This window comes from Citrobacter sp. R56 (assembly GCF_016811995.1).
Lineage (GTDB): Bacteria > Pseudomonadota > Gammaproteobacteria > Enterobacterales > Enterobacteriaceae > Citrobacter_D > Citrobacter_D enshiensis.
Genome location: NZ_CP069159.1, coordinates 4,566,446 through 4,593,348 on the forward strand (window position 1 = coordinate 4,566,446; position 26,903 = coordinate 4,593,348).

At 53.3% G+C, this 26,903-nt stretch carries 23 protein-coding genes and 4 tRNA genes; 6 read left to right on the top strand and 21 right to left on the bottom strand.

Annotated features, from left to right (window positions below; translation table 11 throughout):
- Position 1: 1 nt before the first annotated feature.
- On the top strand, positions 2-1,198 hold the full coding sequence (hemY, locus tag JM656_RS21435) for a protoheme IX biogenesis protein HemY (RefSeq protein ID WP_203361352.1): 1,197 nt from the start codon (positions 2-4) through the stop codon (positions 1,196-1,198).
- A gap of 594 nt (positions 1,199-1,792) precedes the next feature.
- Here hemY and JM656_RS21440 read toward each other — a convergent pair.
- From JM656_RS21440 to trxA, 18 genes are all read right to left on the bottom strand, one after another.
- Positions 1,793-1,869: transfer RNA gene (locus JM656_RS21440), tRNA-Pro, on the bottom strand.
- Positions 1,870-1,911: 42 nt separating this feature from the next.
- Positions 1,912-1,998: transfer RNA gene (locus JM656_RS21445), tRNA-Leu, on the bottom strand.
- Positions 1,999-2,020: 22 nt separating this feature from the next.
- A tRNA-His gene (locus JM656_RS21450) sits at positions 2,021-2,096 on the bottom strand.
- Positions 2,097-2,152: 56 nt separating this feature from the next.
- Positions 2,153-2,229 (bottom strand) — tRNA-Arg (locus tag JM656_RS21455).
- A 102-nt stretch (positions 2,230-2,331) separates the two neighbouring features.
- The gene (locus tag JM656_RS21460; RefSeq protein ID WP_203359464.1) at positions 2,332-3,717 is read right to left on the bottom strand and encodes an amino acid permease; all 1,386 of its coding nucleotides are present in this window, start codon (positions 3,715-3,717) and stop codon (positions 2,332-2,334) included.
- A gap of 274 nt (positions 3,718-3,991) precedes the next feature.
- Positions 3,992-4,732 (bottom strand): lipopolysaccharide N-acetylmannosaminouronosyltransferase, encoded by a 741-nt coding sequence (wecG, locus tag JM656_RS21465; RefSeq protein ID WP_203359465.1) that lies wholly within the window; start codon positions 4,730-4,732, stop codon positions 3,992-3,994.
- Between the two features lie 2 nt (positions 4,733-4,734).
- Positions 4,735-6,087, bottom strand: a complete 1,353-nt coding sequence (wzyE, locus tag JM656_RS21470; RefSeq protein ID WP_203359466.1) for an ECA oligosaccharide polymerase — start codon at positions 6,085-6,087, stop codon at positions 4,735-4,737.
- Positions 6,084-7,163, bottom strand: a complete 1,080-nt coding sequence (locus JM656_RS21475) for a TDP-N-acetylfucosamine:lipid II N-acetylfucosaminyltransferase (RefSeq protein WP_203359467.1) — start codon at positions 7,161-7,163, stop codon at positions 6,084-6,086. Before JM656_RS21475 ends, wzyE begins: the two co-directional genes overlap by 4 nt.
- Complete coding sequence (gene wzxE / locus JM656_RS21480) at positions 7,160-8,410, bottom strand: lipid III flippase WzxE (protein WP_203359468.1); 1,251 nt, start codon at positions 8,408-8,410, stop codon at positions 7,160-7,162. The genes JM656_RS21475 and wzxE overlap by 4 nt, the downstream gene beginning before the upstream one ends.
- A 1-nt stretch (position 8,411) precedes the next feature.
- Positions 8,412-9,542: a dTDP-4-amino-4,6-dideoxygalactose transaminase gene (gene rffA / locus JM656_RS21485; protein WP_203359469.1), complete on the bottom strand. Its 1,131-nt coding sequence runs from the start codon at positions 9,540-9,542 to the stop codon at positions 8,412-8,414.
- 4 nt (positions 9,543-9,546) lie between these two features.
- On the bottom strand, positions 9,547-10,224 hold the full coding sequence (gene rffC / locus JM656_RS21490) for a dTDP-4-amino-4,6-dideoxy-D-galactose acyltransferase (protein WP_203359470.1): 678 nt from the start codon (positions 10,222-10,224) through the stop codon (positions 9,547-9,549).
- Positions 10,221-11,483 (bottom strand): UDP-N-acetyl-D-mannosamine dehydrogenase, encoded by a 1,263-nt coding sequence (wecC, locus tag JM656_RS21495; RefSeq protein ID WP_203359471.1) that lies wholly within the window; start codon positions 11,481-11,483, stop codon positions 10,221-10,223. The genes rffC and wecC overlap by 4 nt, the downstream gene beginning before the upstream one ends.
- Positions 11,480-12,610 carry a non-hydrolyzing UDP-N-acetylglucosamine 2-epimerase gene (wecB, locus tag JM656_RS21500; protein ID WP_203359472.1) on the bottom strand — a complete coding sequence of 377 codons (1,131 nt, stop codon included), beginning with the start codon at positions 12,608-12,610 and terminating at the stop codon, positions 11,480-11,482. The genes wecC and wecB overlap by 4 nt, the downstream gene beginning before the upstream one ends.
- Positions 12,611-12,665: 55 nt before the next feature.
- Positions 12,666-13,712: an ECA polysaccharide chain length modulation protein gene (wzzE, locus tag JM656_RS21505; RefSeq protein ID WP_203359473.1), complete on the bottom strand. Its 1,047-nt coding sequence runs from the start codon at positions 13,710-13,712 to the stop codon at positions 12,666-12,668.
- Between the two features lie 12 nt (positions 13,713-13,724).
- Positions 13,725-14,828, bottom strand: coding sequence for a UDP-N-acetylglucosamine--undecaprenyl-phosphate N-acetylglucosaminephosphotransferase (gene wecA, locus JM656_RS21510; RefSeq protein WP_203359474.1), 1,104 nt, complete (start codon positions 14,826-14,828; stop codon positions 13,725-13,727).
- Positions 14,829-15,067: 239 nt separating this feature from the next.
- Complete coding sequence (rho, locus tag JM656_RS21515; RefSeq protein ID WP_002437993.1) at positions 15,068-16,327, bottom strand: transcription termination factor Rho; 1,260 nt, start codon at positions 16,325-16,327, stop codon at positions 15,068-15,070.
- A gap of 87 nt (positions 16,328-16,414) precedes the next feature.
- Positions 16,415-16,534, bottom strand: coding sequence for a rho operon leader peptide (locus JM656_RS21520; protein WP_162380372.1), 120 nt, complete (start codon positions 16,532-16,534; stop codon positions 16,415-16,417).
- Positions 16,535-16,664: 130 nt separating this feature from the next.
- Positions 16,665-16,994, bottom strand: coding sequence for a thioredoxin TrxA (trxA, locus tag JM656_RS21525; RefSeq protein ID WP_001280776.1), 330 nt, complete (start codon positions 16,992-16,994; stop codon positions 16,665-16,667).
- A gap of 118 nt (positions 16,995-17,112) precedes the next feature.
- Here trxA and rhlB point away from each other — a divergent pair, with 118 nt between their 5' ends.
- Both rhlB and gppA read left to right on the top strand, forming a co-directional pair.
- A complete protein-coding gene (rhlB, locus tag JM656_RS21530; protein ID WP_203359475.1) occupies positions 17,113-18,378 on the top strand; it encodes an ATP-dependent RNA helicase RhlB in 1,266 nt (421 codons plus the stop codon).
- A gap of 6 nt (positions 18,379-18,384) precedes the next feature.
- Positions 18,385-19,872, top strand: coding sequence for a guanosine-5'-triphosphate,3'-diphosphate diphosphatase (gppA, locus tag JM656_RS21535; RefSeq protein ID WP_203359476.1), 1,488 nt, complete (start codon positions 18,385-18,387; stop codon positions 19,870-19,872).
- Between the two features lie 40 nt (positions 19,873-19,912).
- On the opposite strand, the gene rep is transcribed toward gppA, so the two are convergent.
- Complete coding sequence (gene rep, locus JM656_RS21540) at positions 19,913-21,934, bottom strand: DNA helicase Rep (protein WP_203359477.1); 2,022 nt, start codon at positions 21,932-21,934, stop codon at positions 19,913-19,915.
- A 112-nt stretch (positions 21,935-22,046) separates the two neighbouring features.
- Between rep and ppiC (JM656_RS21545) the strand changes: the two genes are divergently transcribed.
- Together ppiC (JM656_RS21545) and ppiC (JM656_RS21550) are read left to right on the top strand one after the other, a co-directional pair.
- Positions 22,047-22,328 (top strand): peptidylprolyl isomerase PpiC, encoded by a 282-nt coding sequence (ppiC, locus tag JM656_RS21545; RefSeq protein WP_203359478.1) that lies wholly within the window; start codon positions 22,047-22,049, stop codon positions 22,326-22,328.
- 48 nt (positions 22,329-22,376) lie between these two features.
- The gene (gene ppiC / locus JM656_RS21550; RefSeq protein ID WP_015960967.1) at positions 22,377-22,658 is read left to right on the top strand and encodes a peptidylprolyl isomerase PpiC; all 282 of its coding nucleotides are present in this window, start codon (positions 22,377-22,379) and stop codon (positions 22,656-22,658) included.
- 86 nt (positions 22,659-22,744) lie between these two features.
- Here ppiC (JM656_RS21550) and ilvC read toward each other — a convergent pair whose 3' ends face one another.
- Positions 22,745-24,220: a ketol-acid reductoisomerase gene (gene ilvC / locus JM656_RS21555; protein WP_203359479.1), complete on the bottom strand. Its 1,476-nt coding sequence runs from the start codon at positions 24,218-24,220 to the stop codon at positions 22,745-22,747.
- Between the two features lie 155 nt (positions 24,221-24,375).
- Between ilvC and ilvY the strand changes: the two genes are divergently transcribed.
- Entirely contained in the window at positions 24,376-25,266 is an 891-nt protein-coding gene (ilvY, locus tag JM656_RS21560; RefSeq protein WP_203359480.1) for an HTH-type transcriptional activator IlvY, read from the top strand.
- A gap of 90 nt (positions 25,267-25,356) precedes the next feature.
- Here ilvY and ilvA read toward each other — a convergent pair whose 3' ends face one another.
- Positions 25,357-26,901 (bottom strand): threonine ammonia-lyase, biosynthetic, encoded by a 1,545-nt coding sequence (gene ilvA, locus JM656_RS21565; protein ID WP_203361353.1) that lies wholly within the window; start codon positions 26,899-26,901, stop codon positions 25,357-25,359.
- Positions 26,902-26,903: the final 2 nt, after the last annotated feature.

The window sequence follows — 26,903 nt, forward strand, 5'->3', positions numbered from 1 at the left end:
GATGCTAAAAGTATTATTGCTCTTTGTATTGTTGATCGCCGGTATCGTGGTGGGTCCGATGCTCGCGGGTCATCAGGGATATGTACTGATCCAGACCGACAATTACAACATTGAAACCAGCGTCACTGGCCTGGTGATTATTCTGATCGTCATGATGGTTGCTCTGTTTGCGATCGAATGGCTGCTACGCCGCATTTTCCGCACAGGCGCACACACGCGCGGCTGGTTTGTGGGTCGTAAACGCCGCCGTGCGCGCAAGCAAACGGAGCAGGCGCTCCTCAAACTGGCAGAAGGCGATTATCAGCAGGTTGAGAAGCTGATGTCGAAAAATGCCGATCATGCTGAACAGCCGGTGGTGAACTACCTTCTGGCCGCCGAAGCGGCGCAACAGCGTGGCGATGAAGCACGTGCGAATCAACACCTCGAGCGCGCTGCCGAGATCGCAGGTAACGACACCATCCCGGTGGAAATCGCCCGCGTACGTCTGCAACTGGCGCGTAATGAGGACCACGCAGCGCGCCATGGCGTAGACAAACTGCTGGAAGTGACACCACGCCACCCGGAAGTATTACGTCTGGCAGAGCAAGCCTATATCCGTACCGGCGCATGGGGATCGTTGCTGGAGATTATTCCGTCGATGGCGAAAGCCAAAGTCGGTGATGAAGAGCACCGAGCCCTGCTGGAACAGCAGGCGTGGATTGGTCTGATGGATAAGGCGCGCGCCGATCAGGGCAGTGAAGGGTTACGAGACTGGTGGAAAAATCAAAGCCGTAAAACCCGCCATCAGGTTCCCCTGCAGGTTGCCATGGCAGAGCATCTGATCGAGTGTGACGATCACGATACCGCGCAGCAGATCATCATCGATGGCCTGAAACGCCAGTACGATGATCGTCTGGTATTACCGATCCCGCGTTTGAAAACCAACAATCCGGAGCTGGTGGAGAAAGTACTCCGTCAACAGATTAAAAATGTTGGCGATCGTCCGCTACTGTGGAGCACGCTGGGTCAGTCACTGATGAAACATGGCGAGTGGCAAGAGGCCGCCCTGGCCTTCCGTGCTGCGCTCAAACAACGCTCGGATGCCTATGACTACGCCTGGCTTGCCGATGTGCTGGACAGACTCCATCAGCCGGAAGACGCTGCGGCTATGCGTCGCGATGGCCTGATGTTGACGTTGCAGAATAACCCTCCGCAGTAACACCTTCATGCCCGGTGGCGAGCAGCTTGCCGGGCATGCCACTCTACGGTAACACCCATAAAAAAACGCCCACTCCATCAGGAGCAGGCGTTAAACAGGTCTGTATGACAACATAAATGGGTGCTTCACTCAACGTTATGCCCATGGTGTTTGATGAGGCGAAAGCGACATCTGTCTGTGGACGATAAGCACCGTAAACGGCTCTGCATCATTCCTGAGTTTATGAGGCACTAAGGCGAGCATAAGAGATGGAATGAGCATCTACCCGTATATTATTGCACAATGCGTGCCATGATTGAACTGCAAAAAGCAGGGATTCAGACGATTCGGGGAACCGCGCCCAGAGCGGGTCTGCGACGGTTGGCTTCCTTCCCCTTCTTCACCACGAAGCGCCGTTTGTCTCTGTATAACGACAACTCTTCGCGAATATAAAGAAACACTGTAAAAACATGAAATTACCTGTCGCTCGACAGCGACAATCTTACGCGATGACGTCGCCAGGTGGTGACATATCGTCTGTGGATATATTCGGGGATAAAACTAAAGAAGGGAACAGCAGAAAACAAAAAACCCCGCCGAAGCGGGGTTCAAAATTGGTCGGCGAGAGAGGATTCGAACCTCCGACCCACTGGTCCCAAACCAGTTGCGCTACCAAGCTGCGCTACTCGCCGATGTACTGCTTTTTTGAATTTTTAGTTCAATTCTTTAAGTCGTGGTGCGAGGGGGGGGACTTGAACCCCCACGTCCGTAAGAACACTAACACCTGAAGCTAGCGCGTCTACCAATTCCGCCACCTTCGCATTGTCACAACTTATCAAATAATGGGGTGGCTAATGGGATTCGAACCCACGACAACTGGAATCACAATCCAGGGCTCTACCAACTGAGCTATAGCCACCACTGCAAATCTTTTACGCGGTCTTTAAAACCACCGCAGCTCCAGCACCGGGTAAATGGTGCGCCCGACAGGATTCGAACCTGAGACCTCTGCCTCCGGAGGGCAGCGCTCTATCCAGCTGAGCTACGGGCGCTTAGCGCCGTTGCGGGGTCGGATAATACGGACTTCCCCCCCCGCTGTCTAGTGTCTTTTTAAAGAAAATTATCGTTTGCTCATGGTTTGTGCGTTTTGTCGCTTATTTCTCCACTTTTTGAATATCAACACCCCGATTCAGGCCAAAAACCTTGTAGACGAGGGTAACGACAAGCAGAAAGAGGATGCCGACAAACAGCGACATACGCGTATCATCATTAAAGTACATGCCAATTAAAACGCAAACCAGGAACGCCATCGTCAAATAATTCGCCCAGGGGAACATAATCGAGCGGAAAGGATGGCTGGCGATCGCCTCTTTATGTGCCTGACGAAAGCGCACCTGGCTAATCAGGATCACAAACCACGGCACCATGCCCGGTAAGACGCTCGCACTGTAGACATAGACAAAGACACGCTGAGGATTTGGGATGATGTAGTTGAGGCAAGAGCCAATCAGCAAAATCATGATAGAGAGCGCCACACCGGCAACCGGCACGCCGTGACGAGACACTTTGGCCATAGCTGCCGGAAGCTGGCGGTTCTTCGCCAGCGCGTACAGCATACGCCCGCAGCTATACATCCCACTGTTACAGCCGGAAAGCGCCGCCGTCAGCACCACAAAGTTAATAATACCTGCCGCTGCGGTAATCCCGATTTTGGCAAAGGTCAGAACGAATGGGCTACCGTTGCTGCCAATTTCGTTCCACGGGAAGATGGTCACAATAACGAAAATCGCGCCCACGTAGAAAATCAGGATACGCCACAACACTTTGCCTACCGCGCTACGCAGCGTCACCTGCGGGTTTTTCGCTTCACCGGCGGTAATGCCGATCAGCTCAACGCCCTGGTAGGACGCAACCACAATGCACAATGCCGTGAGAAAGCCTTTCCAGCCACCGGCAAAGAAACCGCCGTGCTCCGTCAGGTTGCCAAAACCAATGGCCTGACCGCCGTTACCAAAGCCGAAGAAAATCACTCCCAGACCGACCACTATCATCACAATAATGGTGGTGACTTTGATCATCGCAAACCAGAACTCAATTTCGCCATACAGACGTACGGCGGCGAGATTCGCGAGCGCGACAAGCCCTACGGCAATCAATGCGGGTATCCATTGCGCCATTTCTGGAAACCAGAATTGCACATAGACCCCAATAGCGGTGATCTCCGAGATCCCCACCGCCATCCACATAAACCAGTATGACCACGCCGTGAGATACCCGAAGAAAGGGCTCATATAGCGGTGAGCGTAGACGGCAAATGAACCAGCAACGGGTTCAAGGAACAGCATTTCACCCATTGAACGCATGATGAAAAAAACAAAAAGCCCGGCAACAATATACGCCAGCAGGACTGACGGTCCGGCCCATTTCAGCGTACTGGCGGCTCCCATAAACAGGCCGACGCCAATCGTGCCCCCGAGAGCAATCAATTCGATATGACGAGCTTCCAGCCCACGCTGTAGCTCCGGTTTATTCTCTGCCATAGTTCCTCTGATCGTGTTTGCTTTTTTCCCGGGATGACCGGTTATTGTAATGAGTACCTTTTTCCATCACAGACCCTGCGCGCCGGGCGGTTAACGGCTGGTGCAATAAACACCACGGCACTGCAATGATGGGGGCGAATAATTTCTTAAATTTTCCAAAATGGCAAACGAAGCATTAAAAAAATGAATGCGCTGAGCAATAAAGCAGCAATTGTTGTGCGGCGGGGCAGTGCATTACGCAGAATGCACTACCCGAAAGGATCAAGAGGGAGATTCAGAGGTCGCCGGTATAGTGCCAGCGGAGGTAACGCAGTAAACGTAACTGTCGGGTAATACGACTCGGCTGTGATAATAAGCGGTACAGCCATTCCAGCCCCAGTTTTTGCCATACTTTTGGCGCGCGCTTAACGTGTCCGGTAAAAACGTCATACGTGCCGCCCACGCCCATGTATAAGGCATGTGGATGAATAAGACGGCAATCACGCATCAGGATTTCCTGTTTTGGCGACCCCATCGCGACCGTCACAATCTTCGCGCCGCTGGCGTGAATCCGCTCAAACAGCGCCTGACGGTCTTCAGGCTTAAAATATCCATCCTGGCTGCCGACGATATTCACATTCCATTGCGCGCGTAATTTTGCTTGTGTTTGCGCCAGCACCTCCGGCTTGCCGCCAACCAGAAAAACAGGCGTGCCTTCCTCACCTGCCCGCGCCATCAACGCTTCCCAGAGATCGGCACCGGCAACACGCGAGATACGAGCCTGGGGGAATTTTTTGCGCACCGAGCGCACAACGCTAATACCGTCCGCATATTTGAACTCAGCGGCGTTAATCAACGCCCGGACTTCGGGATTATCTTCCGCCGTCAGCATCTTCTCAGCGTTAATCGCCACCAGCGTTCCCTGCCTGATCTGGCCATCTGCAAACAGGTAATTGAGCGCGTGCTGCATATCACGCCATCCAATCAACTGTAATCCACGCAGCGCGTAGACGGGTGCAGTCGTGTTATCTGTCATCTTTACCCTTCAACCTGTGTCTGCGGCAGCGAGGATTTTCGTTTTTGAATGAGCCCGGCATAGTCAAAAAGCCAGAACAACAGTTTCGCCACCAACAGACAAACACCAAAAATCACGAGAAAAAAAACCACCCGTGAGACAAACGAATCCAGACCTTCTCGCGCCAGGACAATCATATTGAAGATGGCGCCGAAGCAAAAGCTGTGCAAAATCGCTGTTTTATAACGGTTAGTTTCCCGATTACCCAGTTCATACAGCCAGTCGAACCACTTGATAATCAAGCCAACCACAATCGCCCCGAGCGGAATAAACAACGCCCCGCCCATCACCACCAGCGAACCGATAAGGGTCGGTGAGATGGCAAGGCCCGAATGGTTGTTGAGCACTTCCCAGGTAAAATAATTCGCGGAGTTGAGCACAATACCTGGCCGTCCAGGCCAGAGCCAGGACGGGATAAAGACGTAAAAGTCACGGACGATCGGCGCCAGCCCCTGAAATTCGATATTGCTATAGTTCTGCAATAACAGCGCCAGGTTCTCCCACGGAGAGAAGGTGTCCCGGGTCAGATACAAGAAGGTGTAAAACGCTTCATCGCCGCTGACGTTCATCCCGTAGCGTTTCAGCGCCAGCCAGAACATGCCGACGATCCCCAGCACACCCGCCGCTGCCAGCATCCACAGTGAAATCCAGCCGCGAATAATGCCAATAAACAGGAAGATGGCAAACGCGATGATGATATTCGCACGCGTGCCGCCGACAATCATGTAGGTAAGCAAACCGAACGCAACTGTGCTGACCAAAAAGAACAGCCACGCTTTGCTGTCCTGGCGTAAAAAATAAATCACCAGCATCGCCGGAATAAAGAAGTAGAAGAAGCGTTTCAATGCCACGCCGGAGACTTCACTGGAGAATATCTGACTGTATGAATTGAGCCTGAACAGCAGAAATCCGTTGTGCATGAAGAAGATCCCCACACTCACCAACGCAATCCCCATCAACAATACCCAGGTAAGATGCGTCTCGACCCGGTTCATGGTAAACAGCGGCTTACGCGGTGTATCGGAAACCCGCTTACGTAAACGGGTCTTATACGTGACGTAATATACGGCGTAGAAACAGGTTGCAGATAACAGAGCCTGCAGCAGAATTTCCGGCGGCGCAACGCCAACGTCAAAACGGAACACCAGAACACTGGTCAGTGGGAAGCCAAAAAAGAACGTCAGCAGAAACAACAAGGTGAAAAACACATTGAAGTTAAAACGGACGCGACGGAATTCAAACCAGGCCAGCGTACCAATAAACAGGGTGGAGAGCAGCCAGACCACCAGCAGACCGCTGAATTGCATCAAACTCATACAACGTCTCCTGCGGCAATCTGTAACGCGTTATGCCAGGGTTGCAGATAGTTCGGGCTAAAGAAGGTAATGCCGTTCTTATCGACGGACGCCAACTGACGCTGCGCTTCACGAACGACGGGTTCATTGAGAAGATCGGTCGTGAACAGCACCGGAAGATGCTGCTCCGCCATATCCTGCCAGAACGGGTTCTCGCGGTTAAGTACGCACGGAATGCCGGCCTGAATCAGAAGGCACAACGTCCCAATCCCCTGCTGGCGCGCAAAAATAAAATAGCCCAAATCGCACTGACGAAGCAGCGCAAGATACGCATCAAACGCCAGCTTTTCGCTGAGGATCTGTAAATTTTCAGCGCTAAACAGCTTCAGTCCCGCCTGGCGAACCTCTTCGATATAGGCTTCGTTATTCGCCGGATACCCCATCGGAACGATCACATTTACCGTATCGCCGAACTGCTGGTGCACAGCGCGTAACGCAGCAATGTGTTCATTGCTCCGATCGCCGGAATTCCCCACCAGAATCGTCATTTTCCCTTCGCGCTGGCGTCCGTTTGCCATGTTATTCAGCGAAGGGTCCATGCGCGTCGGGAAATAGAGCAATTCTCCACGCACGCGCGGATGCCGCTCGGCGAAATAGCTGAGATCGCCGCGTGTAGCAAACACACAGCCCACACGACCCTGCGCCATTCGGCGAATCGGGTAAAACAGTTTGAATTTCAGCCCACGGGAGACTTCATACAGATCTGCCCCCCAAATGTGCCAGTAAAACTGTTCCGGCTTAATACCGCCGCTCAACAGCGCCAGCCACAGACCGGTATTGAACTGGCCGTGGAAGAAGAAGCGCTGTTGGCGATTGGCTTTCGCAAGGGCAATCACCGCATCTGCCAGCGTTTTTTTACCAGCATAGAAACTCAATGAGAGCGCCGGGCAGCTTTCACTGTATCCCGCATCCTTGCCTGCAACCATAAAGACGCGCGCATGCTCGCTCGTGGCAGCCAGCGCGTCATTGAAAAACCGCAACACGGTTTGATTATGGTGAGGGATATCCGATCCCAGTACGTGAATCAGTACAGTCATGCCCGCCTACGCCAGAGTAAAAATACGCCACAACAAAGGGAAAAATAGACGATATAGGTTGCCATATACGCCTGTGCAGCTCCCAGCGCGCCATGCGCGGGGATCAACCAGTGGGCAAACGCCGTCAACAAAATGAACTGGCTGATTTCAGCCAGAATATAAAACCGCAGCGATGCTTTGGCGATCACCAGATAGCCAAAAACATAGGCGCCAACTTTCAATACATCACCGACGAGCTGCCAGGCGAATAAATCGCGCATCGCCGTGAATTTGGCGGAAAACAGCAGCCAAATGGCAAAATCGCGCAGCAACCAGACGGTAAAACTCGCTACCGCGACCGCCGGTAAAACAAACCTGAGTGACTTCACGACTTCCCGCGTAATATCGCGCTTTTCCGTCAGACGCGACAATGTTGGCAGCAGATAAACGCTAAACGAGGCGGTAATAAATTGCAGATACGCATCTGAAATACTGCTGACACCTTGCCAGATCCCAACGTCATCCCAGCTGTAGTGCGCCGCCAGCAGATTTCGCATCATCATGTACGCCACCGGGATCGTAATGGAGGTGATCAGCGCCATCAGTGTAAATTTACACAGTTGCCCGGCAAGGACGCTATTCCAGGACGGTTTAAGATAGCGCAGAGGGAGTGTTCCACGCTTAAACAACAGCACTGCAGCTGGCACAACGACCAGCGCGGGCACCAACGCCATCCCCAGTAATGCCCCTTCGTAGCCGCCGACGCGGTAGCAGATATACCAGGCCACCACACCCAACACACTACCCACGATCAACGACAGTGCATTACCCGCCGCGTCACGAAAGCCTTTCATCAGTGCCAACAGCAGATTTGCCCAGGCAATCCCCATTTGCACCAGTGCGACCAGACGCACCAACCCCTGGTAGTGAGTATGGCCAAACAGTCCCTGGCTGATGGGGGCCGCCGCCAGCAAAAAAATCAGCGCCAGCAGGGTTGAGAATCCCAAAACCATCGCCGAGGAGGTACCGACCACGTTCCGCAATTGCGCCGGATTGTCGTGATGCTGGGCAACGTATTTGGTGACGCCGTTAAAGATACCTGCGCCAGCCAAAACGCCCAGTACGGTAACCATCTGGCGAAAGTTACCCGCCTGGCCGACACCTGCGGGGCCAAACGCCACGGCCAGCAGTTTCACCACCAGTAGCCCCGCGCCAATTTTTACCAGCGTACTGGCGGCCGTCCACAGGGACGCTTTTGCGAGCGACATTTTAGGAGAAGTAGTTGAGCAAGGTCGTGATCACCGTACGCTGATTTGCGGGTGACAGATTGTAAAACAGTGGCAGGCGCAGTAAACGCTCGCTCTCTTTGGTGGTGTAGCGATCTTCGCCAATAAACTCACCAAATTTGTCGCCCGCCGGACAGCCATGTAGCGGGATATAGTGGAAGACCGCCATAATTTCGGCTTCTTTCATGAAGTTAATCAACGCACTACGATCATCAATATCCCGCAATTTGATGTAGAACATATGGGCGTTTTGCGCACAATCATCAGGAACTGAAGGTAAGGTAATGCGTCCGGCGCGCGCCAGTGGAGCGAGGGCGTCATAATACGTCTGCCACAGCGTCAGACGCTGTTGATTGATTCTGTCTGCCGCCTCCAATTGCGCCCACAGATACGCCGCCTGAAGATCGGACATCAGATAGCTGGAACCAATATCCCGCCAGGTGTACTTATCCACCTGACCACGGAAGAACTGGCTACGGTTAGTGCCTTTTTCGCGGATAATTTCCGCACGTTCGATTAACGAGTGGTCATTAATCAACGTCGCACCGCCTTCACCACCGGCAGTGTAGTTTTTGGTTTCATGGAAGCTGAAACAGCCAATATGTCCAATAGTGCCTAACGCGCGCCCTTTATAGGTGGACATGACCCCCTGCGCGGCATCTTCGACCACAAACAGGTTGTACTTTGACGCCAGCGCCATGATGACATCCATCTCACAGGCAACGCCTGCGTAATGGACCGGAACAATAGCTCGCGTTTTCTCAGAAATGGCGGCTTCGATGAGCGTTTCATCGATGTTCATGGTATCCGGGCGGATATCGACAAAGACAATTTTAGCCCCGCGCAATACAAAAGCATTCGCTGTCGACACAAAGGTGTAGCTCGGCATGATGACTTCATCGCCGGGCTGAATGTCCAGCAGCAGTGCCGCCATCTCAAGCGAGGCGGTGCAGGAGGGCGTAAGCAGCACTTTTGCGCTGCCGAAGCGTTGCTCCAGCCACTGCTGACAGCGGCGTGTAAAGCCGCCGTCGCCACAAAGTTTGCCGCTGCCCATGGCCGATTGCATGTATTCGAGTTCGGTTCCCACCACCGGCGGTGCGTTAAATGGAATCATTTTGTCACCTGTATAACCAGTACGCGGTGCTTTCAATGTTGGCACCACTCTGTATGTAACGTTTAAGCGCGGCGGTGTTGCCCATCTGGGTCGCCACCCGCAATGTTGTCTTTCCGCGAGATTGCGCCCAGCTGAGCGCAGCCTGCATTAATTCAGCGCCCGCTCCGCGCCCGGCCAACAAGCCAATTCGCGCATCAGCGTCATTCAGTTCACGCAGCGAAACATAACCGCGAATCTCGCCCCCCGTCGCCCGGAGAACCAGACACTGGTGGTCAAATGTGCCCAGCACGGCGTTCTCGATCCATTGTGCGTAGAAGCGTGCGCTGGCATCCGGCGCATACCACGGCGCGCGAAAGCGGCTTTGCGAGAACGCTTCGCTGGCCAACTGGCGTAACGCCGGAATATCGGCCCGTTGCGCCACTTCCGCACCGCCATCATCGCTAACATTTGCGACCGACAGTGCTAAATCGACTTCACCCTCGACCAGCGAGAACCCCAGCGCTTGTAAGGCATCCAGCTCATCCGCGCACGACGCTGAAATTTTTGCCTGTACCCGTGACCAGGGCTGTAATGCCTCCGGCGTCAAAAGCGGCGCGTCGGGGCTAATACGCACAATGGCGCTGCTCACGCCAAAGAACGTATTTTCCCAGCTCAGCGGTTCAATACTGGCGCGGATTATCACCGCCAGACGCCTTTAGTATCCACCACATATTGCTGGTGAACCGCATCACCGTTAATCGCTTTAAAGTCGTTATGATCAACCAACATCACCAGCACATCGGCAGCAGTCAGCGCGCTTTCCAGCGTGGCTAAAACACAATGGCCATCCAGTTTTTTCGGCAACTGGTGAATGTTCGGCTCTACCACCAGTGTTTCACCGGCGTGCCACTGGGCAATGTTTAGCGCAATGCCCATCGCCGGGCTTTCGCGCAGGTCATCAATGTTGGGTTTAAATGCGAGACCAAAGCAGGCAATTTTCACTTCGCTGGCGCGTTTGTTCGTTGCGGCCAGACAATCCGCCACGGCCGCTTTTACCTGATCGACCACCCAATGCGGTTTACCATCGTTCACTTCGCGGGCGGTACGGATAAGACGCGCCTGTTGTGGGTTCTGCGCCACGATAAACCACGGATCGACGGCAATGCAGTGCCCGCCGACGCCGGGACCGGGCTGGAGAATATTCACGCGCGGATGGCGGTTCGCCAGACGAATCAGTTCCCAGACGTTAATCCCCTGATCGGCGCAAATGAGCGACAGTTCGTTAGCAAATGCAATGTTGACGTCACGAAAACTGTTTTCGGTCAGCTTACACATCTCTGCTGTGCGGGAGTTAGTGACCACACATTCACCTTCAAGGAAGATGTTGTAGAGTTCACTGGCGCGCGCTGAGCAAACAGGCGTCATACCGCCAATTACGCGGTCATTCTTAATCAGTTCCACCATCACCTGGCCTGGCAATACGCGTTCTGGACAGTACGCAATATTCACCTCAGCCTGCTCACCCGCTTGCTGCGGGAACGTCAAATCAGGGCGCATCTCCGCCAGCCACGCCGCAATCTGCTCCGTCGCCCCGACCGGAGAGGTCGACTCGAGGATCACCAGCGCGCCTTTCTTCAGCACGGGCGCAATAGACTTAGCCGCAGCCTCGACATACACCATATCGGGGTCATGATCGCCTTTGAAGGGTGTCGGTACCGCGATCAGATATGCATCGGCTTCAACAGGCGTCGTCGTGGCACGCAGATATCCCCCTTCAACAGCCGTTTTCACGACGCTGCCCAGGTCCGGTTCAACGATATGGATCTCACCGCGATTGATGGTTTCCACCGCGTGCTGGTTAACATCCACGCCAATGACATGCTTTTGGCGGGAAGCAAAGGCGGCTGCCGTTGGCAGTCCAATGTATCCCAACCCAACAACAGAAATGGTCGTAAAACTCATAGCGATACCCGATTATTTTTTAACGCGTCTAAAATCCGGCCACATGCCTGACCGTCACCATAAGGATTATGGGCGCGGCTCATGGTTTGATATTCATTTTCGTCGTGCAGCAAGCGCGTGACCTCTTCCACAATCCGCTGCTGATCTGTGCCAACCAAACGCACCGTACCTGCAGTAATGGCTTCTGGTCGTTCCGTTGTTTCACGCATCACCAGCACAGGCTTACCTAAGGATGGCGCCTCTTCCTGAATACCGCCGGAATCGGTCAGGATCAGCCAGGCGTGGTTCATCAGCCAAACGAACGGCAAATAGTCCTGCGGTTCAATCAGAACCACATTTTCAACGTGACCAAGAATGCGGTTAACCGGTTCGCTGACATTCGGATTCAGGTGCACCGGATAGACAATCTGCACATCCTGATTAGCGGCTGCAATCTCTGCCAACGCATGACAAATATGTTCAAAGCCCTTGCCAAAACTTTCGCGGCGATGGCCTGTTACCAGGATCATTTTTTTATTGTTGTTGAGGAAAGGGTACTGCACCGCCAGCTCTGCCCGTAAGGTATCACTCGCCAGAACACGGTCGCGAACCCAAATCAGCGCGTCAATGACAGTGTTACCGGTGACGAAAACGCGATTATCAGGAATATTTTCCCGCAGCAAGTTCTGGCGAGAATTTTCGGTCGGCGCAAAATGATACATCGCCAGATGCCCGGTCAACGTGCGGTTGGCCTCTTCTGGCCAGGGGGAGTATAAATCGCCGGTGCGCAATCCGGCCTCGACATGCCCAACCGGAATACGTTGATAAAAGGCGGCAAGGCTGGTGGCAATTGTCGTTGTCGTATCGCCATGAACCAGCACCACATCTGGTTTGAAGTCAGCAAGGATAGGTTTTAATCCTTCCAGGATCCGACAGGTTATTTCCGTTAGTCCCTGACCCGGTTGCATTATATTGAGATCGTAGTCAGGTTCGATGGAAAAGAGGTTTAACACTTGATCCAGCATCTCCCGATGCTGCGCAGTGACGCAAACTTTGGCCTCAAAATAGGGGTCTTTTGCCAGCGCATGAACCAGAGGCGCCATTTTAATCGCCTCCGGTCGCGTGCCAAATACAGTCAGTACTTTCACATCGATTCTCTTCGGATTGGCAGCGAGGGCCCAGCCCCTCACTGCAACGGTATTGCTAAATCGTGCGGCGACGGGTTAGTGCGACACCAGCACCGATCAGCCCCCCCACAATGCCCCACATAATCATCAGGAAGGCACGGCGTGGGCTATCACGTTTTACCGGTTCTTCCGGCGTACGCAAATAACGATAGGTCTGAAAACGCGGATCCAGAGTTGGACCTACATTCAGTGTGTTCAACATTGCCCGGTTTTGGAAGTAATCCAGATCGAACGCGGGACCGACGGCCTGCAGGTTTTCAAGTCGAGCCTGCAACATCGGACGTCCAAGCAAAAATAGCTCAGAATCGGGCAATTCATCGGCAGGAATATCGGTAGAAGTGCGAGAAATATTATGTTGTTCTGCGATTTTAAGCGCTTGTTCAATGCTGTGAACGCGACGAGAGAAAATAGCTTTGGCGACCTCCTCCTGGCGTTTTACCTGCGCTTTCATTTGTACCGTACGCGCCGCCCATGCCCCTTTTAATTCTTCATTGAGGTGACTTGCCGCCCGCTGACTGGCAAATGCGACATACTGTCGCAGCAAATTATTGGCATCAGGAGCCGTCTCCGCCACCAGCTTCACACTGTCGTTGGTATTACGGGCAACATCGCCTGGGGTAAAAAGAATATTGTTGATCATCTCATCCAGCATTGCCGCATCGGCTTTGCTGTTTCCGACCATGCGCTGCTTGTAGTAATCCGTCTGTAACCAGAAATCGCGACGCGTATCCCATGAGGCTAACTGCATCACGAACTCTTTATACGCTTCATCCATGACTGAAGGTTGATCGAGTGGCGCAACGCTCGCCTTGACGTCCAGATTACGTAAGAACTGTTGCTGAGAGTAATACCCTCCCAGCATATTGACAGTTGGACGGTCTGAGATAGCGGTTGCGCTCCACTCCTGACGAGCAAAAAAAGTGTAGGCTAACGCAACAAGCGCAAATACCAGTGCAGTACCCACAATCCATAGTTTTCCAGCCCATAAGGTACGAAACAACCCACGAATATCCAGTTCATTTTCAGCGCTCACAGCGTGTGCCCCCGGTAATGGTTGTGTCATCGTATCCTCAATTTACTTGGTTAAGTTTGGCTTGGTATCACGGTTCCTACGGAGTCTGCGCTTCACACGCTTGATAAATCTTGCCACCTTCCAGGCACGCTTAATACAGTAACCGTAAAGGAAGAATGCTAGCAAAAAGAGCACCAACATGACCCATTCAGGGACAAAATGAGAATATTCTGCCGCAACGCCGATGGATGCCAGAATCGCCGCAGCCAGCGTAATAAGCACAAAAGCCTGTCGGGAAGTAAACCCTGCTCGCATGATCAAATGATGAATGTGTTGGCGATCGGGAGAGAAGGGGCTCATCCCTTTACGCAAACGGCGGTACATGATCGCCACCATGTCCATTAATGGAATGGCAATAATCCATAGCGCCGTTACCGGGCTTATCGGGTGTGTCTTACCCTGTGTTGTTTCCAGCAGAACCCAAATGACGGTGAAACCAATCAGCGTACTGCCCGCATCGCCCATAAAGACTTTGTAGCGGCGCCCCAGAATCCCCAGGTTCAGCATAATGTAAGGCAGGATGGCGGCAATCATCGCAAAACACCAAATCGCCAGGCTTGTCTGTCCATCAAACCACAGGATAAGCCCCATTGCCGCGAACGAGACGCTGGAAAGCCCGCCGAGCAATCCGTCAATGCCGTCAACCATGTTAAAGGCATTAATGGCAGCCCACACGGCAAACAGCGTGAGAAAATAACCGAATGGACCGAGCACCATCTCCCAAGGTCCAAAAATATATCCCAGGCTACGTAAATAGAGTTGACCGGCGACCATCATGACGATGCCGATAGCGGCCTGAATAGTGGCGCGAATTTTTACGCTGATATCAAAGCGATCGTCAAGTGCGCCAATAAAGACCAGCACGCCAGCACAAGCCAGATAGAGAGAAGCATGTGGAATGTAATAATCAACAATTCCGAAGGTAAAGCAAATGCCTGCGTAAACCGAAATTCCACCAACCAACGGTATCAGTCCCTGGTGACGTTTGCGGAAGTTGGGTTTATCCACTAAACCGACCTTTTTTGCCACCTTACGGGCAAAAAACAGGAACAGTGTCGTGAATAAAAAAATACTGATGAGATCAGTACTCACTGTAAGTAAATTCACAATGCATGCTCTCAGAGAAAATTAATAGCAGAAGTATAACCATGAAGACCTTTATTCAGAAGGGAAACCCTGTGCTGAATCAGGTGCTTTTGTATAATTATCAACCACACGGTACAAATTACGAATGAAACGCAAAGCAACGGCATGTGATACCGTACTTTTGTAAATGTGTCGTTAAGATTACAGATATAAATGAAAAACGCCACGTAAAAACGTGGCGTTTTCGGGTAAAAACTGACTTACGAACGTTTCATCATGTCGAAGAAGTCGTCGTTGGTTTTGGTCATCGCCAGTTTATTGATGAGGAATTCCATTGCATCGATTTCGCCCATTGGGTGAATGATTTTGCGCAGGATCCACATCTTCTGCAGCTCTTCCTGAGTGGTGAGCAGCTCTTCTTTACGGGTACCGGAACGGTTGTAGTCGATTGCCGGGAAGACGCGTTTTTCAGCGATCTTACGAGAGAGGTGCAGTTCCATGTTACCTGTACCTTTAAACTCTTCGTAGATGACTTCGTCCATTTTGGAGCCGGTATCAATCAGCGCCGTGGCGATAATGGTCAGGCTACCGCCCTCTTCCACGTTACGCGCGGCACCGAAGAAGCGTTTCGGACGGTGCAGGGCGTTAGCGTCCACACCACCGGTCAGCACTTTACCGGAAGCCGGTACCACGGTGTTGTAAGCACGCGCCAGACGGGTGATGGAGTCGAGCAGAATGATAACGTCTTTCTTGTGCTCAACCAGGCGTTTCGCCTTCTCGATCACCATTTCCGCAACCTGAACGTGGCGAGATGCCGGTTCGTCAAAGGTGGAAGCAACCACTTCACCTTTCACCAGACGCTGCATCTCGGTCACTTCTTCCGGACGTTCGTCAATCAGCAGAACCATCAGTACGCAGTCCGGGTGATTGTACGCAATGCTCTGTGCGATGTTCTGCAGCAGCATCGTTTTACCGGCTTTCGGCGGCGCTACAATCAGACCACGCTGACCACGACCAATAGGCGAAGCCAGATCCAGTACGCGAGCGGTCAAATCTTCTGTTGAACCATTACCACGTTCCATACGCAGACGAGAGTTTGCGTGCAGCGGGGTTAAGTTCTCAAACAGGATTTTATTACGGGCGTTCTCCGGTTTGTCATAGTTAACTTCGTTAACTTTCAACAGCGCAAAGTAGCGTTCGCCTTCTTTCGGCGGACGAATCTTACCAGAAATGGTATCACCAGTGCGGAGGTTGAAACGACGGATTTGGCTGGGGGAAACGTAGATGTCATCAGGACCGGCGAGGTAGGAGCTGTCTGCAGAGCGGAGGAAACCAAATCCATCCTGCAATATCTCCAGCACACCGTCACCAAAGATATCTTCGCCACTCTTTGCGTGCTGCTTCAGGATGGCAAAAATAATGTCCTGCTTGCGCATACGAGCCAGGTTTTCCAGCCCCATATTTTCGCCGAGAGTGATCAGCTCAGAAACCGGCGTATTCTTTAATTCGGTAAGATTCATAATGGTGTGAGTTCTTAAACTTGGGGTAAATCTCGAACTTAATGTTGTGAATGGTATGGCAGGATCATCCATGCCTGTTTACGGCCATCAACTCATGTCTGTTCGCTGTCTGGTCACAGGAAAGTACACAGAACTGAAACGACAAGACGGATTGAGTGACAAGCCAGGAATCTGTCCACTTCTCGCGTGAGATAAAACGGGAAGTATTGGATAAAACTAGATTCAAACTTAATAAGGTATGTTTAATACGAAGTCAACACTAACTTAGCATGACTCAAGCCGGGCGTCCAGTCATCCGCATAATTTAGGATGCTGGTCGCCCGAACATGATATTTCCTTACGCCAGGTTGGCGTCGAGGAACTCTTTCAGCTGACCTTTGGACAGAGCGCCCACTTTGGTTGCAGCCACTTCACCGTTCTTGAACAGCAGCAGGGTCGGGATGCCACGGATACCATACTTCGGCGCAGTGCCTGGGTTCTGGTCGATGTTCAGTTTAGCAACCGTCAATTTGCCCTGATATTCGTCAGCGATTTCATCCAGAATCGGGGCGATCATTTTGCACGGTCCGCACCACTCTGCCCAGAAATCAACGAGGATCGCCCCGTCCGCTTTGAGTACATCCGTGTCAAAACTGTCGTCAGTCAGGTGAATAATTTTATCGCTCATATATAACTCCACAGGAATAAGCCTGGCGTGTTGGTGTAGCATTAACCAACTAAAGGTTGACTTTATTTCACCGGATACGCTTTCGTAAAGCAATAGTAAGCTGATATTCTACCACACTATGAGCAAAACACATTTAACAGAACAGAAGTTTTCCGACTTCGCCCTGCACCCTAAGGTGATAGAAGCCCTTGAAAATAAAGGGTTTCATAACTGCACGCCCATTCAGGCACTGGCCCTCCCGCTAACGCTGGCAGGTCGTGATGTTGCAGGGCAGGCGCAAACCGGTACCGGGAAAACGATGGCGTTTCTGACGTCGACGTTTCATTATCTTCTCTCTCATCCCACAATTGCCGATCGCAAGGTGAACCAGCCGCGCGCGCTAATTATGGCGCCGACGCGCGAATTAGCCGTGCAGATCCACGCTGATGCGGAGCCGCTGGCGCAAACGACCGGCCTGAAGTTAGGTCTTGCCTACGGCGGTGACGGTTATGACAAACAGCTTAAAGTGCTGGAAAGCGGCGTCGATATTCTGATCGGCACCACCGGTCGTCTGATCGACTACGCGAAACAGAATCATATCAACCTTGGCGCCATTCAGGTCGTCGTGCTCGATGAAGCCGATCGCATGTACGATCTGGGCTTTATTAAAGATATCCGTTGGCTGTTCCGCCGCATGCCGCCAGCCACTCAGCGCCTGAACATGTTGTTCTCCGCCACCCTGTCTTACCGCGTACGCGAACTGGCGTTCGAGCAGATGAACAACGCCGAATACGTTGAAGTTGAGCCGGAACAAAAAACGGGTCACCGCATTAAAGAAGAGCTTTTCTACCCTTCTAATGAAGAAAAGATGCGTTTACTGCAAACGCTGATCGAAGAAGAGTGGCCAGATCGCGCCATTGTTTTCGCCAACACCAAACATCGTTGCGAAGATATCTGGGGTAGCCTTGCCGCTGATGGCCATCGCGTGGGTCTGTTGACCGGCGACGTGGCGCAGAAAAAACGTCTGCGCATTCTCGAGGAATTTACCCGTGGTGACCTCGATATTCTGGTAGCGACTGACGTTGCAGCGCGCGGTCTGCACATTCCTGCGGTGACGCACGTCTTTAACTACGATCTGCCGGATGACTGTGAAGACTACGTCCACCGTATCGGTCGTACGGGTCGTGCTGGCGCAAGCGGTCATTCCATCAGTCTGGCCTGCGAAGAGTACGCGTTGAATCTGCCCGCCATTGAGACCTACATTGGTCACTCTATTCCGGTGAGCAAATACAATCCGGACGCGCTGATGACCGATTTGCCTAAGCCACTGCGTCTGACGCGTTCACGCCCTGGCAACGGACCACGCCGCACTGGCGCGCCTCGTAACCGTCGTCGTTCAGGTTAAGAAAATATGCTCAGCTCCACCTCGTCGCTTTATGCAGCTATCGATCTCGGTTCCAATAGTTTTCATATGCTGGTTGTACGCGAGGTGGCTGGAAGCATCCAGACGCTTACCCGCATCAAGCGCAAGGTGCGTCTGGCTGCTGGGCTGAACAGTGATAATGCCCTTTCTGCAGAGGCAATGGAGCGCGGCTGGCAGTGCCTGCGTCTGTTTGCTGAACGCCTGCAGGATATTCCCCAACCGCAAATCCGCGTGGTCGCAACGGCAACATTGCGCCTTGCCGTCAATGCGGGCGAGTTTATTGCTAAAGCACAAGATATCCTCGGTTGTCCCATCCAGGTGATTAGCGGTGAAGAAGAAGCCCGTCTGATTTATCAGGGTGTCGCCCATACCACCGGTGGCGCCGACCAGCGTCTGGTGGTCGATATCGGCGGTGCCAGTACCGAAATGGTCACCGGTACCGGTGCGCAAACCACCTCTCTGTTTAGTTTGTCGATGGGTTGCGTTACCTGGCTTGAGCGTTACTTTACCGACCGCAATCTGGCGCAGGAAAACTTTGATGAGGCGGAAAAAGCCGCACGCGAAGTGCTGCGTCCCGTTGCTGATGAGTTGCGCTATCATGGCTGGAAAGTGTGTGTGGGTGCTTCTGGCACAGTGCAAGCGCTACAAGAAATCATGATGGCGCAGGGCATGGATGAGCGTATTACGCTGGCGAAGCTCCAGCAGTTAAAGCAGCGAGCCATTCATTGCGGCCGTCTGGAAGAGCTGGAAATAGAAGGATTAACGCTCGAGCGCGCATTAGTCTTCCCCAGCGGTCTCGCCATTCTTATCGCCATTTTCACCGAACTGAACATTCAGTGCATGACCCTTGCCGGCGGTGCGCTGCGTGAAGGTCTGGTCTACGGTATGCTGCATCTGGCCGTCGAACAGGATATTCGCAGCCGCACGCTACGTAACGTTCAGCGGCGATTTATGGTCGATACCGAACAGGCAAACCGTGTCGCAAATCTCGCGGCCTCTTTCCTCGATCAGGTGGAGAGTGAGTGGCATATTGAACTGATCAGCCGCGAAATATTGATCAGCGCCTGTCAGTTACATGAGATTGGGTTAAGCGTCGATTTCAGGCAAGCGCCACAACATGCGGCCTACCTGGTGCGCAATCTTGATTTACCGGGTTTTACGCCTGCGCAAAAGAAATTGCTGGCAACGTTATTATTAAATCAGACCAACCCTGTCGATCTCTCGTCACTCCACCAGCAAAACGCGGTGCCACCGCGCGTGGCAGAACATCTTTGTCGCTTACTGCGTCTGGCAATTATTTTTGCCAGTCGTCGACGCGACGATCTGGTGCCTGATATCGTGTTGCAGGCACAGAATGAAAATCTGACGTTAATTCTCCCCGAAGGCTGGTTTGCGCACCATCCACTGGGTAAAGAGCTTGTTGATCAAGAAAGCCAGTGGCAAAGCTATGTCCACTGGCCGCTGGACGTGTTGTAAGACACTTTTTACCGGATGGCGCTAACGCTTATCCGCCCAACTATTTCGCTCTCTTTGCCGCCATCATCGCTTTCAAATTTGCCAGATGGTTCTGCCCTTTCTGCATCCGCTCTTCGGCCGTCACGACTTTACGTTCCTGCTCCCAAATGAGATCGTCCTGCGGCAGCTCCAACAGAAAACGACTCGGTTCAGGCCGAACCAGCTCGCCGTACTGACGGCGTTCTTTGCACAGTGTGAAGATAAGCTCTTTCTGTGCGCGAGTGATCCCCACATAGGCCAGACGGCGCTCTTCATCGATATTATCTTCATCAATACTGCTCTGGTGCGGTAGGAAGCCCTCTTCCATCCCCACCATAAAGACATACGGAAATTCGAGGCCTTTTGAAGCATGCAACGTCATCAGTTGAACCTGATCTAACTCCTCTTCACTTTCGCCACGTTCCATCATGTCGCGCAGGGTGAAGCGCGTCACCACCTGGGTGAGCGTCATCGGTTCATCAATTTCACTGCCTTCCAGCATCTCCGTCATCCAGCTAAACAGCTGGTTGACGTTTTTCATGCGCATCTCCGCCGCTTTTTGACTCGGCGAGGTTTCATACAACCAGGATTCATAGTCAATGCCGTGAATAAGGTCGCGTACTGCCGCAATCGGTTCACGCTCCGCCAGGCGCTGAATTTCGCCCAGCCACTGCGTAAAGCGGGTTAACGAATCATACCCGCGCCCTGTCAATGTCTGGCTAAGCCCCATATCAAAGCTGGCGGTAAACAGACTCTTGTTGCGGGTCATCGCCCATTCGCCCAGTTTTTGCAGCGTGGCCGAACCGATTTCGCGTTTTGGGGTGTTCACAATGCGCAAAAACGCGCTGTCATCGTCCGGATTGGTCAAAACGCGCAGGTAGGCAAGCAGATCTTTAATCTCCGGGCGGGAGAAGAACGACGTGCCGCCGGAAATTTTGTACGGGATCCGGTTCTGCATCAGGAATTTTTCAAACACCCGCGACTGGTGATTCCCGCGGTACAGAATGGCGTAATCCTTGTATTCGGTTTTATTCACAAAGTGATGGGCGATAAGCTCGCCGGTGACGCGCTCGGCTTCATGCTCTTCATTGTTCGCACTCAACACTTTAAGCTCGGCACCATAACCCAGCTCGGAAAATAGACGCTTTTCAAAGACGTGCGGATTGTTGGCGATGAGGATATTTGCCGCCTTCAGGATGCGCCCGGAGGAACGGTAGTTCTGTTCGAGTTTAATCACCTGCAACGCCGGGAAATCCTGGCTCAGCAGCACCAGGTTTTGCGGGCGGGCGCCACGCCAGGAGTAGATCGACTGGTCATCATCCCCCACCACGGTAAAGCGTGCGCGTTGACCTACCAACAGCTTCACCAGCTCGTACTGGCTGGTGTTGGTGTCCTGATATTCATCCACCAGCAGATAGCGGATCTTGTTTTGCCAGCGCTCACGCACCTCTTCATTACGTTGCAGCAGCAGCGTGGGCAGCAGGATCAGGTCATCAAAATCCAGCACGTTACACGCCTTCATATGCGCATCGTACAGGCCATAACAGTGCGCAAAAATGCGGTTCCGTTCGCCCTTCGCGCTGGCCGCCGCCTGGGCAGGGGTTTTCAGATCGTTTTTCCAGTTGGAGATCGTCGAGATCAGCTGTTGCAGCATCACTTTATCGTCTTCGATCAGCCCTTCGGTCAAATCCTTCAACAACGCTACCTGATCGGTGTCGTCGAACAGCGAGAAGTTGGATTTCATCCCCAGCGCGGCATACTCCCGCTTGATAATGTCCAGCCCCAGCGTATGGAAAGTGGAAATCATCAGGCCGCGCGCTTCTTTGCGCCCCAGCGTCTGCCCGACACGTTCTTTCATCTCACGCGCAGCCTTGTTGGTAAAGGTCACTGCAGCAATGTGGCGCGCCTGATACCCACAGCCACGAATGAGGTGGGCAATCTTGTTCGTGATAACGCGTGTTTTGCCAGAACCTGCCCCCGCCAGCACCAGGCAGGGTCCGGTGACGAATTCAACAGCGTGTTGTTGGCCGGGGTTTAAACGCATAGGAGTATTGCTCAATCTTCGAACGGGGGGAGGATTGTAGCAGAAAGTTGCGCTGAGATTTACCCGCCAAATGGTAAAGTGTTGGCAGCACAAACACGATGAGAAAATCACCATGGCAAAGAGCGCCGCTGCCCTGCATATCCTGGTAAAAACCGAAAAACTCGCCCTTGAGATCCTCGCCAAACTGGAACGCGGCATCAGTTTTGATCATCTGGCAAAGCGCTATTCGCGCTGCCCGTCTGGTCGCAACGGTGGCGATTTGGGCGAATTTAAGCAGGGTATGATGGTGGGGCCGTTTGATGCCGCAGTCTTCAGTTGCCCGTTGTTGAAACCCTATTGGCCGGTGAAAACCAAATTTGGCTATCACATCATCAAGGTGTTATATCGCCGATAACGCATGCTAATATTGCCAGCCTTATTGACCCCTTTGAAGGCGCATATCATGGCAAAAACAGCAGCAGCACTGCATATCCTTGTTAAAGAAGAGAAACTGGCTCTGGATCTTCTGGAACAAATTAAAAACGGTGCAGACTTCGAGAAACTGGCGAAGAAACACTCTACCTGCCCGTCAGGCAAAAAAGGCGGCCACTTAGGTGAATTCCGTCAGGGTCAGATGGTCCCGGCGTTCGATAAAGTGGTTTTCTCCTGCCCGGTGCTGGAGCCAACCGGCCCGCTGCACACCCAGTTCGGTTACCACATCATTAAAGTGCTGTACCGTAACTAAGAAAAAGCCCAAGGTCTGAACCTTCGGGCTTTTTTTGTAGGCCGGATAAGGCGTTTACGCCGCCATCCGGCAATTCGTGCTATGCCTTATCCGGCAACAGCAATACGTTTCATATCAGTCATATAGCCACGCAGTTTCTGGCCCACTTTCTCGATCGCATGGTTGCGAATCGCTTCGTTCACATCACGCAACTGCGCGTTATCGACCGCACCTTCGGCAATGGCTTTGCCCAGGTCGCCCGGCTGAATTTCAGTCATGAACGATTTCAGCAACGGTACGCAAGCGTATGAGAACAGGTAGTTACCGTATTCAGCGGTATCAGAGATAACCACGTTCATTTCATACAAACGCTTACGGGCGATGGTGTTGGCAATCAGCGGCAGCTCGTGCAGGGATTCGTAGTAAGCAGACTCTTCGATGATGCCGGAATCCACCATGGTTTCGAACGCCAGCTCAACGCCCGCTTTCACCATCGCGATCATCAGCACACCTTTATCGAAGTACTCTTGCTCGCCGATTTTGCCTTCAAACTGCGGCGCGGTTTCAAACGCGGTTTTGCCGGTCTCTTCACGCCAGGTCAGCAGTTTCTTATCGTCGTTAGCCCAGTCAGCCATCATGCCGGAGGAGAATTCGCCGGAGATGATGTCGTCCATGTGCTTCTGGAACAGCGGCGCCATGATCTCTTTCAGTTGCTCGGACAGCGCGTAAGCACGCACCTTCGCCGGGTTCGAGAGGCGGTCCATCATCAGGGTGATACCGCCCTGTTTCAGCGCTTCGGTGATAGTTTCCCAACCGAACTGAATCAGTTTTTCGGCATAGGCCGGGTCAGTGCCCTCTTCCACCAGCTTGTCGAAGCACAGCAGGGAACCGGCCTGCAACATACCGCACAGGATTGTCTGCTCACCCATCAGGTCAGATTTCACTTCCGCAACGAAGGAGGATTCCAATACACCCGCGCGGTGACCGCCGGTTGCAGCAGCCCAGGCTTTGGCAATCGCCATACCTTCGCCTTTCGGATCGTTTTCCGGGTGAACAGCGATAAGCGTCGGTACGCCGAAACCACGTTTGTACTCTTCGCGCACTTCGGTGCCCGGGCACTTCGGTGCCACCATCACGACGGTAATGTCTTTACGAATCTGCTCGCCCACTTCGACGATGTTGAAGCCATGAGAGTAACCCAGCGCCGCGCCGTCTTTCATCAGCGGCTGTACGGAGCGCACCACGTCGGAGTGCTGTTTGTCTGGCGTCAGGTTAACCACCAGGTCCGCCTGCGGGATCAGCTCTTCGTAAGTACCGACTTTGAAGCCGTTTTCGGTCGCTTTACGCCAGGAGGCGCGTTTCTCAGCAATCGCTTCTTTACGCAGAGCGTAGGAGATATCCAGACCGGAATCACGCATGTTCAGGCCCTGGTTCAAACCCTGAGCACCGCAGCCAACGATGACCACTTTTTTACCCTGAAGGTAGCTCGCGCCATCGGCGAATTCGTCGCGACCCATAAAGCGACATTTGCCCAACTGTGCCAGCTGTTGGCGCAGGTTCAGTGTGTTGAAGTAGTTAGCCATGGTGAACTCCGTGATGTTGTGTTGTCGTGCTTTATTGTTCGGTTCGCGTTTTGCGAGAATGGAACCACATTACAACAGGAAATTTATTGCGGAAATTGATATATTCACAACGTCACGTTGCAATTTCTGCAATGTAAAAGCGTGGAGTGCGATCTGTGGATTTACGCGATCTGAAAACCTTTCTGCATCTGGCGGAGAGCCGCCATTTTGGCCGCAGCGCGCGGGCGATGCACGTCAGCCCCTCGACGCTTTCCCGGCAGATTCAGCGCCTGGAAGAAGATCTCGGTCAGCCGCTTTTTGTGCGCGATAACCGCACCGTGACGTTAACCGAAGCAGGTGAGGAGTTACGCGTTTTTGCCCAGCAAACTTTGCTGCAGTATCAGCAACTGCGCCACACCATCGACCAGCAAGGGCCATCGCTTTCCGGCGAGCTGCATATCTTCTGCTCGGTGACCGCCGCCTACAGCCATCTGCCGCCGATTCTCGATCGCTTTCGTGCGGAACATCCGTCGGTGGAAATTAAGCTCACGACCGGTGATGCCGCCGATGCGATGGAAAAAGTGGTAACAGGCGAAGCGGATCTGGCGATTGCCGGGAAACCGGAGACGCTACCGGGCGCGGTTGCCTTTTCGATGCTGGAAAATTTGGCAGTGGTGTTGATCGCCCCCGCATTGCCCTGCCCGGTGCGCAATCAGGTCTCCGTCGACGAACCCGACTGGTCAATGGTGCCGTTTATCATGGCCGACCAGGGACCTGTACGCCGCCGTATTGAGCTGTGGTTCCGGCGCAACAAGATCAGCAATCCTTTGATATACGCCACAGTGGGAGGCCATGAAGCGATGGTCTCAATGGTCGCACTCGGTTGCGGTGTGGCGCTACTGCCGGAAGTGGTGCTGGAAAACAGCCCGGAACCGGTGCGCAACCGCGTGATGATTCTGGAGCGCAGCGACGAAAAAACACCGTTTGAGCTCGGCGTCTGCGCACAAAAAAAGCGGCTGCATGAGCCGCTTATTGACGCGTTTTGGCAGATTTTGCCGAACCACTAGCTTTGTAGGCCCGATAAGCGTAGCGCCATCGGGCGGGATTTGCCGGATGGCGGCGCAAGCGCCTTATCCAGCCTACAAAAGCCATTGGTATTAACCCGCCAAAAAGAACCTGAATGCCGGGTTTTGCGTCTCATCGTGGCAGTCGTAGCCCAGCTCGTTCAGCCGGGTTTCAAAATCTGGTTCGTGCTCGCCCAGTTCGAATGCCGCTAACACGCGCCCGTAGTCGGTGCCGTGGCTACGATAGTGGAACAACGAGATGTTCCAGTGCGTGCCCAGTGTGTTGAGGAAGCGCAGCAACGCCCCCGGTGATTCCGGAAATTCGAAGCTGTAGAGACGTTCCTTGAGCGGTTTCGATGGACGTCCGCCGACCATATAGCGTACGTGCAGTTTCGCCATTTCATCGTCGGAGAGATCGACCACGCTGTAACCGCCGTCATTGAGCAGTTGCAGAATCTCTTTACGCTCGTCCAGACCACGGCTCAGACGCACGCCCACGAAAATGCAGGCATCTTTAGCATCGGCAAAGCGGTAGTTGAACTCGGTGACCGAACGCCCGCCAAGCAGTTGGCAGAATTTCAGGAAGCTGCCCTTTTCTTCCGGGATGGTTACTGCCAGCAGGGCCTCGCGCTGTTCGCCCAGTTCGCAGCGTTCGGAAACGTAGCGCAGACCGTGGAAGTTGACGTTAGCCCCGGAAAGCACATGCGCCAGTCGCTCGCCACGGATATTGTGCTGGGCGATGTACTTTTTCATCCCCGCCAATGCCAGCGCGCCTGACGGTTCCGCCACCGCACGCACATCCTCGAACAGATCTTTCATCGCCGCACAGATAGCATCGCTGTCGACAGTGATGATGTCGTCGAGATACTCCTGGCACAGACGGAAGGTTTCATCGCCGATGCGTTTGACCGCCACGCCTTCAGCAAACAGACCTACGCGCGGCAGGTCGACCGGATGACCGGCTTCCAGCGCCGCCTTCAGGCAGGCGGAGTCTTCCGCTTCTACGGCAATCACTTTAATTTGCGGCATCAGTTGTTTGATCAAGACCGCCACGCCCGCCGCCAGTCCACCGCCGCCGACCGGCACAAACACGCGGTCAAGGTGAGCATCTTGTTGCAGCAGTTCCAGCGCCAGCGTGCCCTGGCCAGCAATCACCATCGGATGATCAAACGGTGGCACCCAGGTGAAGCCCTGCTGCTGCGACAGCTCAATCGCTTTGGCTTTCGCTTCATCAAAATTGGCGCCGTGCAGCAGCACTTCCCCGCCGAAGCCGCGCACAGCATCGACTTTGATGTCGGCGGTGGCGGTTGGCATGACAATCAGCGCTTTTACACCTAAACGCGCGGAGGAAAACGCCACGCCCTGCGCATGGTTACCCGCGGAAGCAGTGATCACACCCTGCGCTTTTTGCTCTTCCGTCAGCCCCGCCATCATGGCGTAAGCGCCGCGCAGCTTGAAGCTGTGCACCGGCTGGCGGTCTTCGCGTTTCACCAGGATCACGTTATCGAGGCGCGACGAGAGTTTTTCCATTTTTTGCAGCGGCGTGACCTGCGCTGCTTCGTAGACCGGTGCGCGTAGCACCGCTCTGAGATATTCGGCACCCTCAGGGGTGCCAGACAGGGGTTGCGAGTCAGCCATCA

Coding starts and splice junctions, on each gene's coding strand:
- ppiC (WP_015960967.1), top strand. CDS start 22,377: ATGGCAAAAACAGCAGCAGCACTGCATATCCTTGTTAAAGAAGAGAAA.
- wecG (WP_203359465.1), bottom strand. CDS start 4,732: ATGACAGATAACACGACTGCACCCGTCTACGCGCTGCGTGGATTACAG.
- rhlB (WP_203359475.1), top strand. CDS start 17,113: ATGAGCAAAACACATTTAACAGAACAGAAGTTTTCCGACTTCGCCCTG.
- ppiC (WP_203359478.1), top strand. CDS start 22,047: ATGGCAAAGAGCGCCGCTGCCCTGCATATCCTGGTAAAAACCGAAAAA.
- rho (WP_002437993.1), bottom strand. CDS start 16,327: ATGAATCTTACCGAATTAAAGAATACGCCGGTTTCTGAGCTGATCACT.
- JM656_RS21475 (WP_203359467.1), bottom strand. CDS start 7,163: ATGACTGTACTGATTCACGTACTGGGATCGGATATCCCTCACCATAAT.
- rffA (WP_203359469.1), bottom strand. CDS start 9,542: ATGATTCCATTTAACGCACCGCCGGTGGTGGGAACCGAACTCGAATAC.
- rep (WP_203359477.1), bottom strand. CDS start 21,934: ATGCGTTTAAACCCCGGCCAACAACACGCTGTTGAATTCGTCACCGGA.
- wecC (WP_203359471.1), bottom strand. CDS start 11,483: ATGAGTTTTACGACCATTTCTGTTGTTGGGTTGGGATACATTGGACTG.
- trxA (WP_001280776.1), bottom strand. CDS start 16,994: ATGAGCGATAAAATTATTCACCTGACTGACGACAGTTTTGACACGGAT.
- ilvA (WP_203361353.1), bottom strand. CDS start 26,901: ATGGCTGACTCGCAACCCCTGTCTGGCACCCCTGAGGGTGCCGAATAT.
- wzxE (WP_203359468.1), bottom strand. CDS start 8,410: ATGTCGCTCGCAAAAGCGTCCCTGTGGACGGCCGCCAGTACGCTGGTA.
- gppA (WP_203359476.1), top strand. CDS start 18,385: ATGCTCAGCTCCACCTCGTCGCTTTATGCAGCTATCGATCTCGGTTCC.
- JM656_RS21460 (WP_203359464.1), bottom strand. CDS start 3,717: ATGGCAGAGAATAAACCGGAGCTACAGCGTGGGCTGGAAGCTCGTCAT.
- hemY (WP_203361352.1), top strand. CDS start 2: ATGCTAAAAGTATTATTGCTCTTTGTATTGTTGATCGCCGGTATCGTG.
- wzyE (WP_203359466.1), bottom strand. CDS start 6,087: ATGAGTTTGATGCAATTCAGCGGTCTGCTGGTGGTCTGGCTGCTCTCC.
- ilvC (WP_203359479.1), bottom strand. CDS start 24,220: ATGGCTAACTACTTCAACACACTGAACCTGCGCCAACAGCTGGCACAG.
- wzzE (WP_203359473.1), bottom strand. CDS start 13,712: ATGACACAACCATTACCGGGGGCACACGCTGTGAGCGCTGAAAATGAA.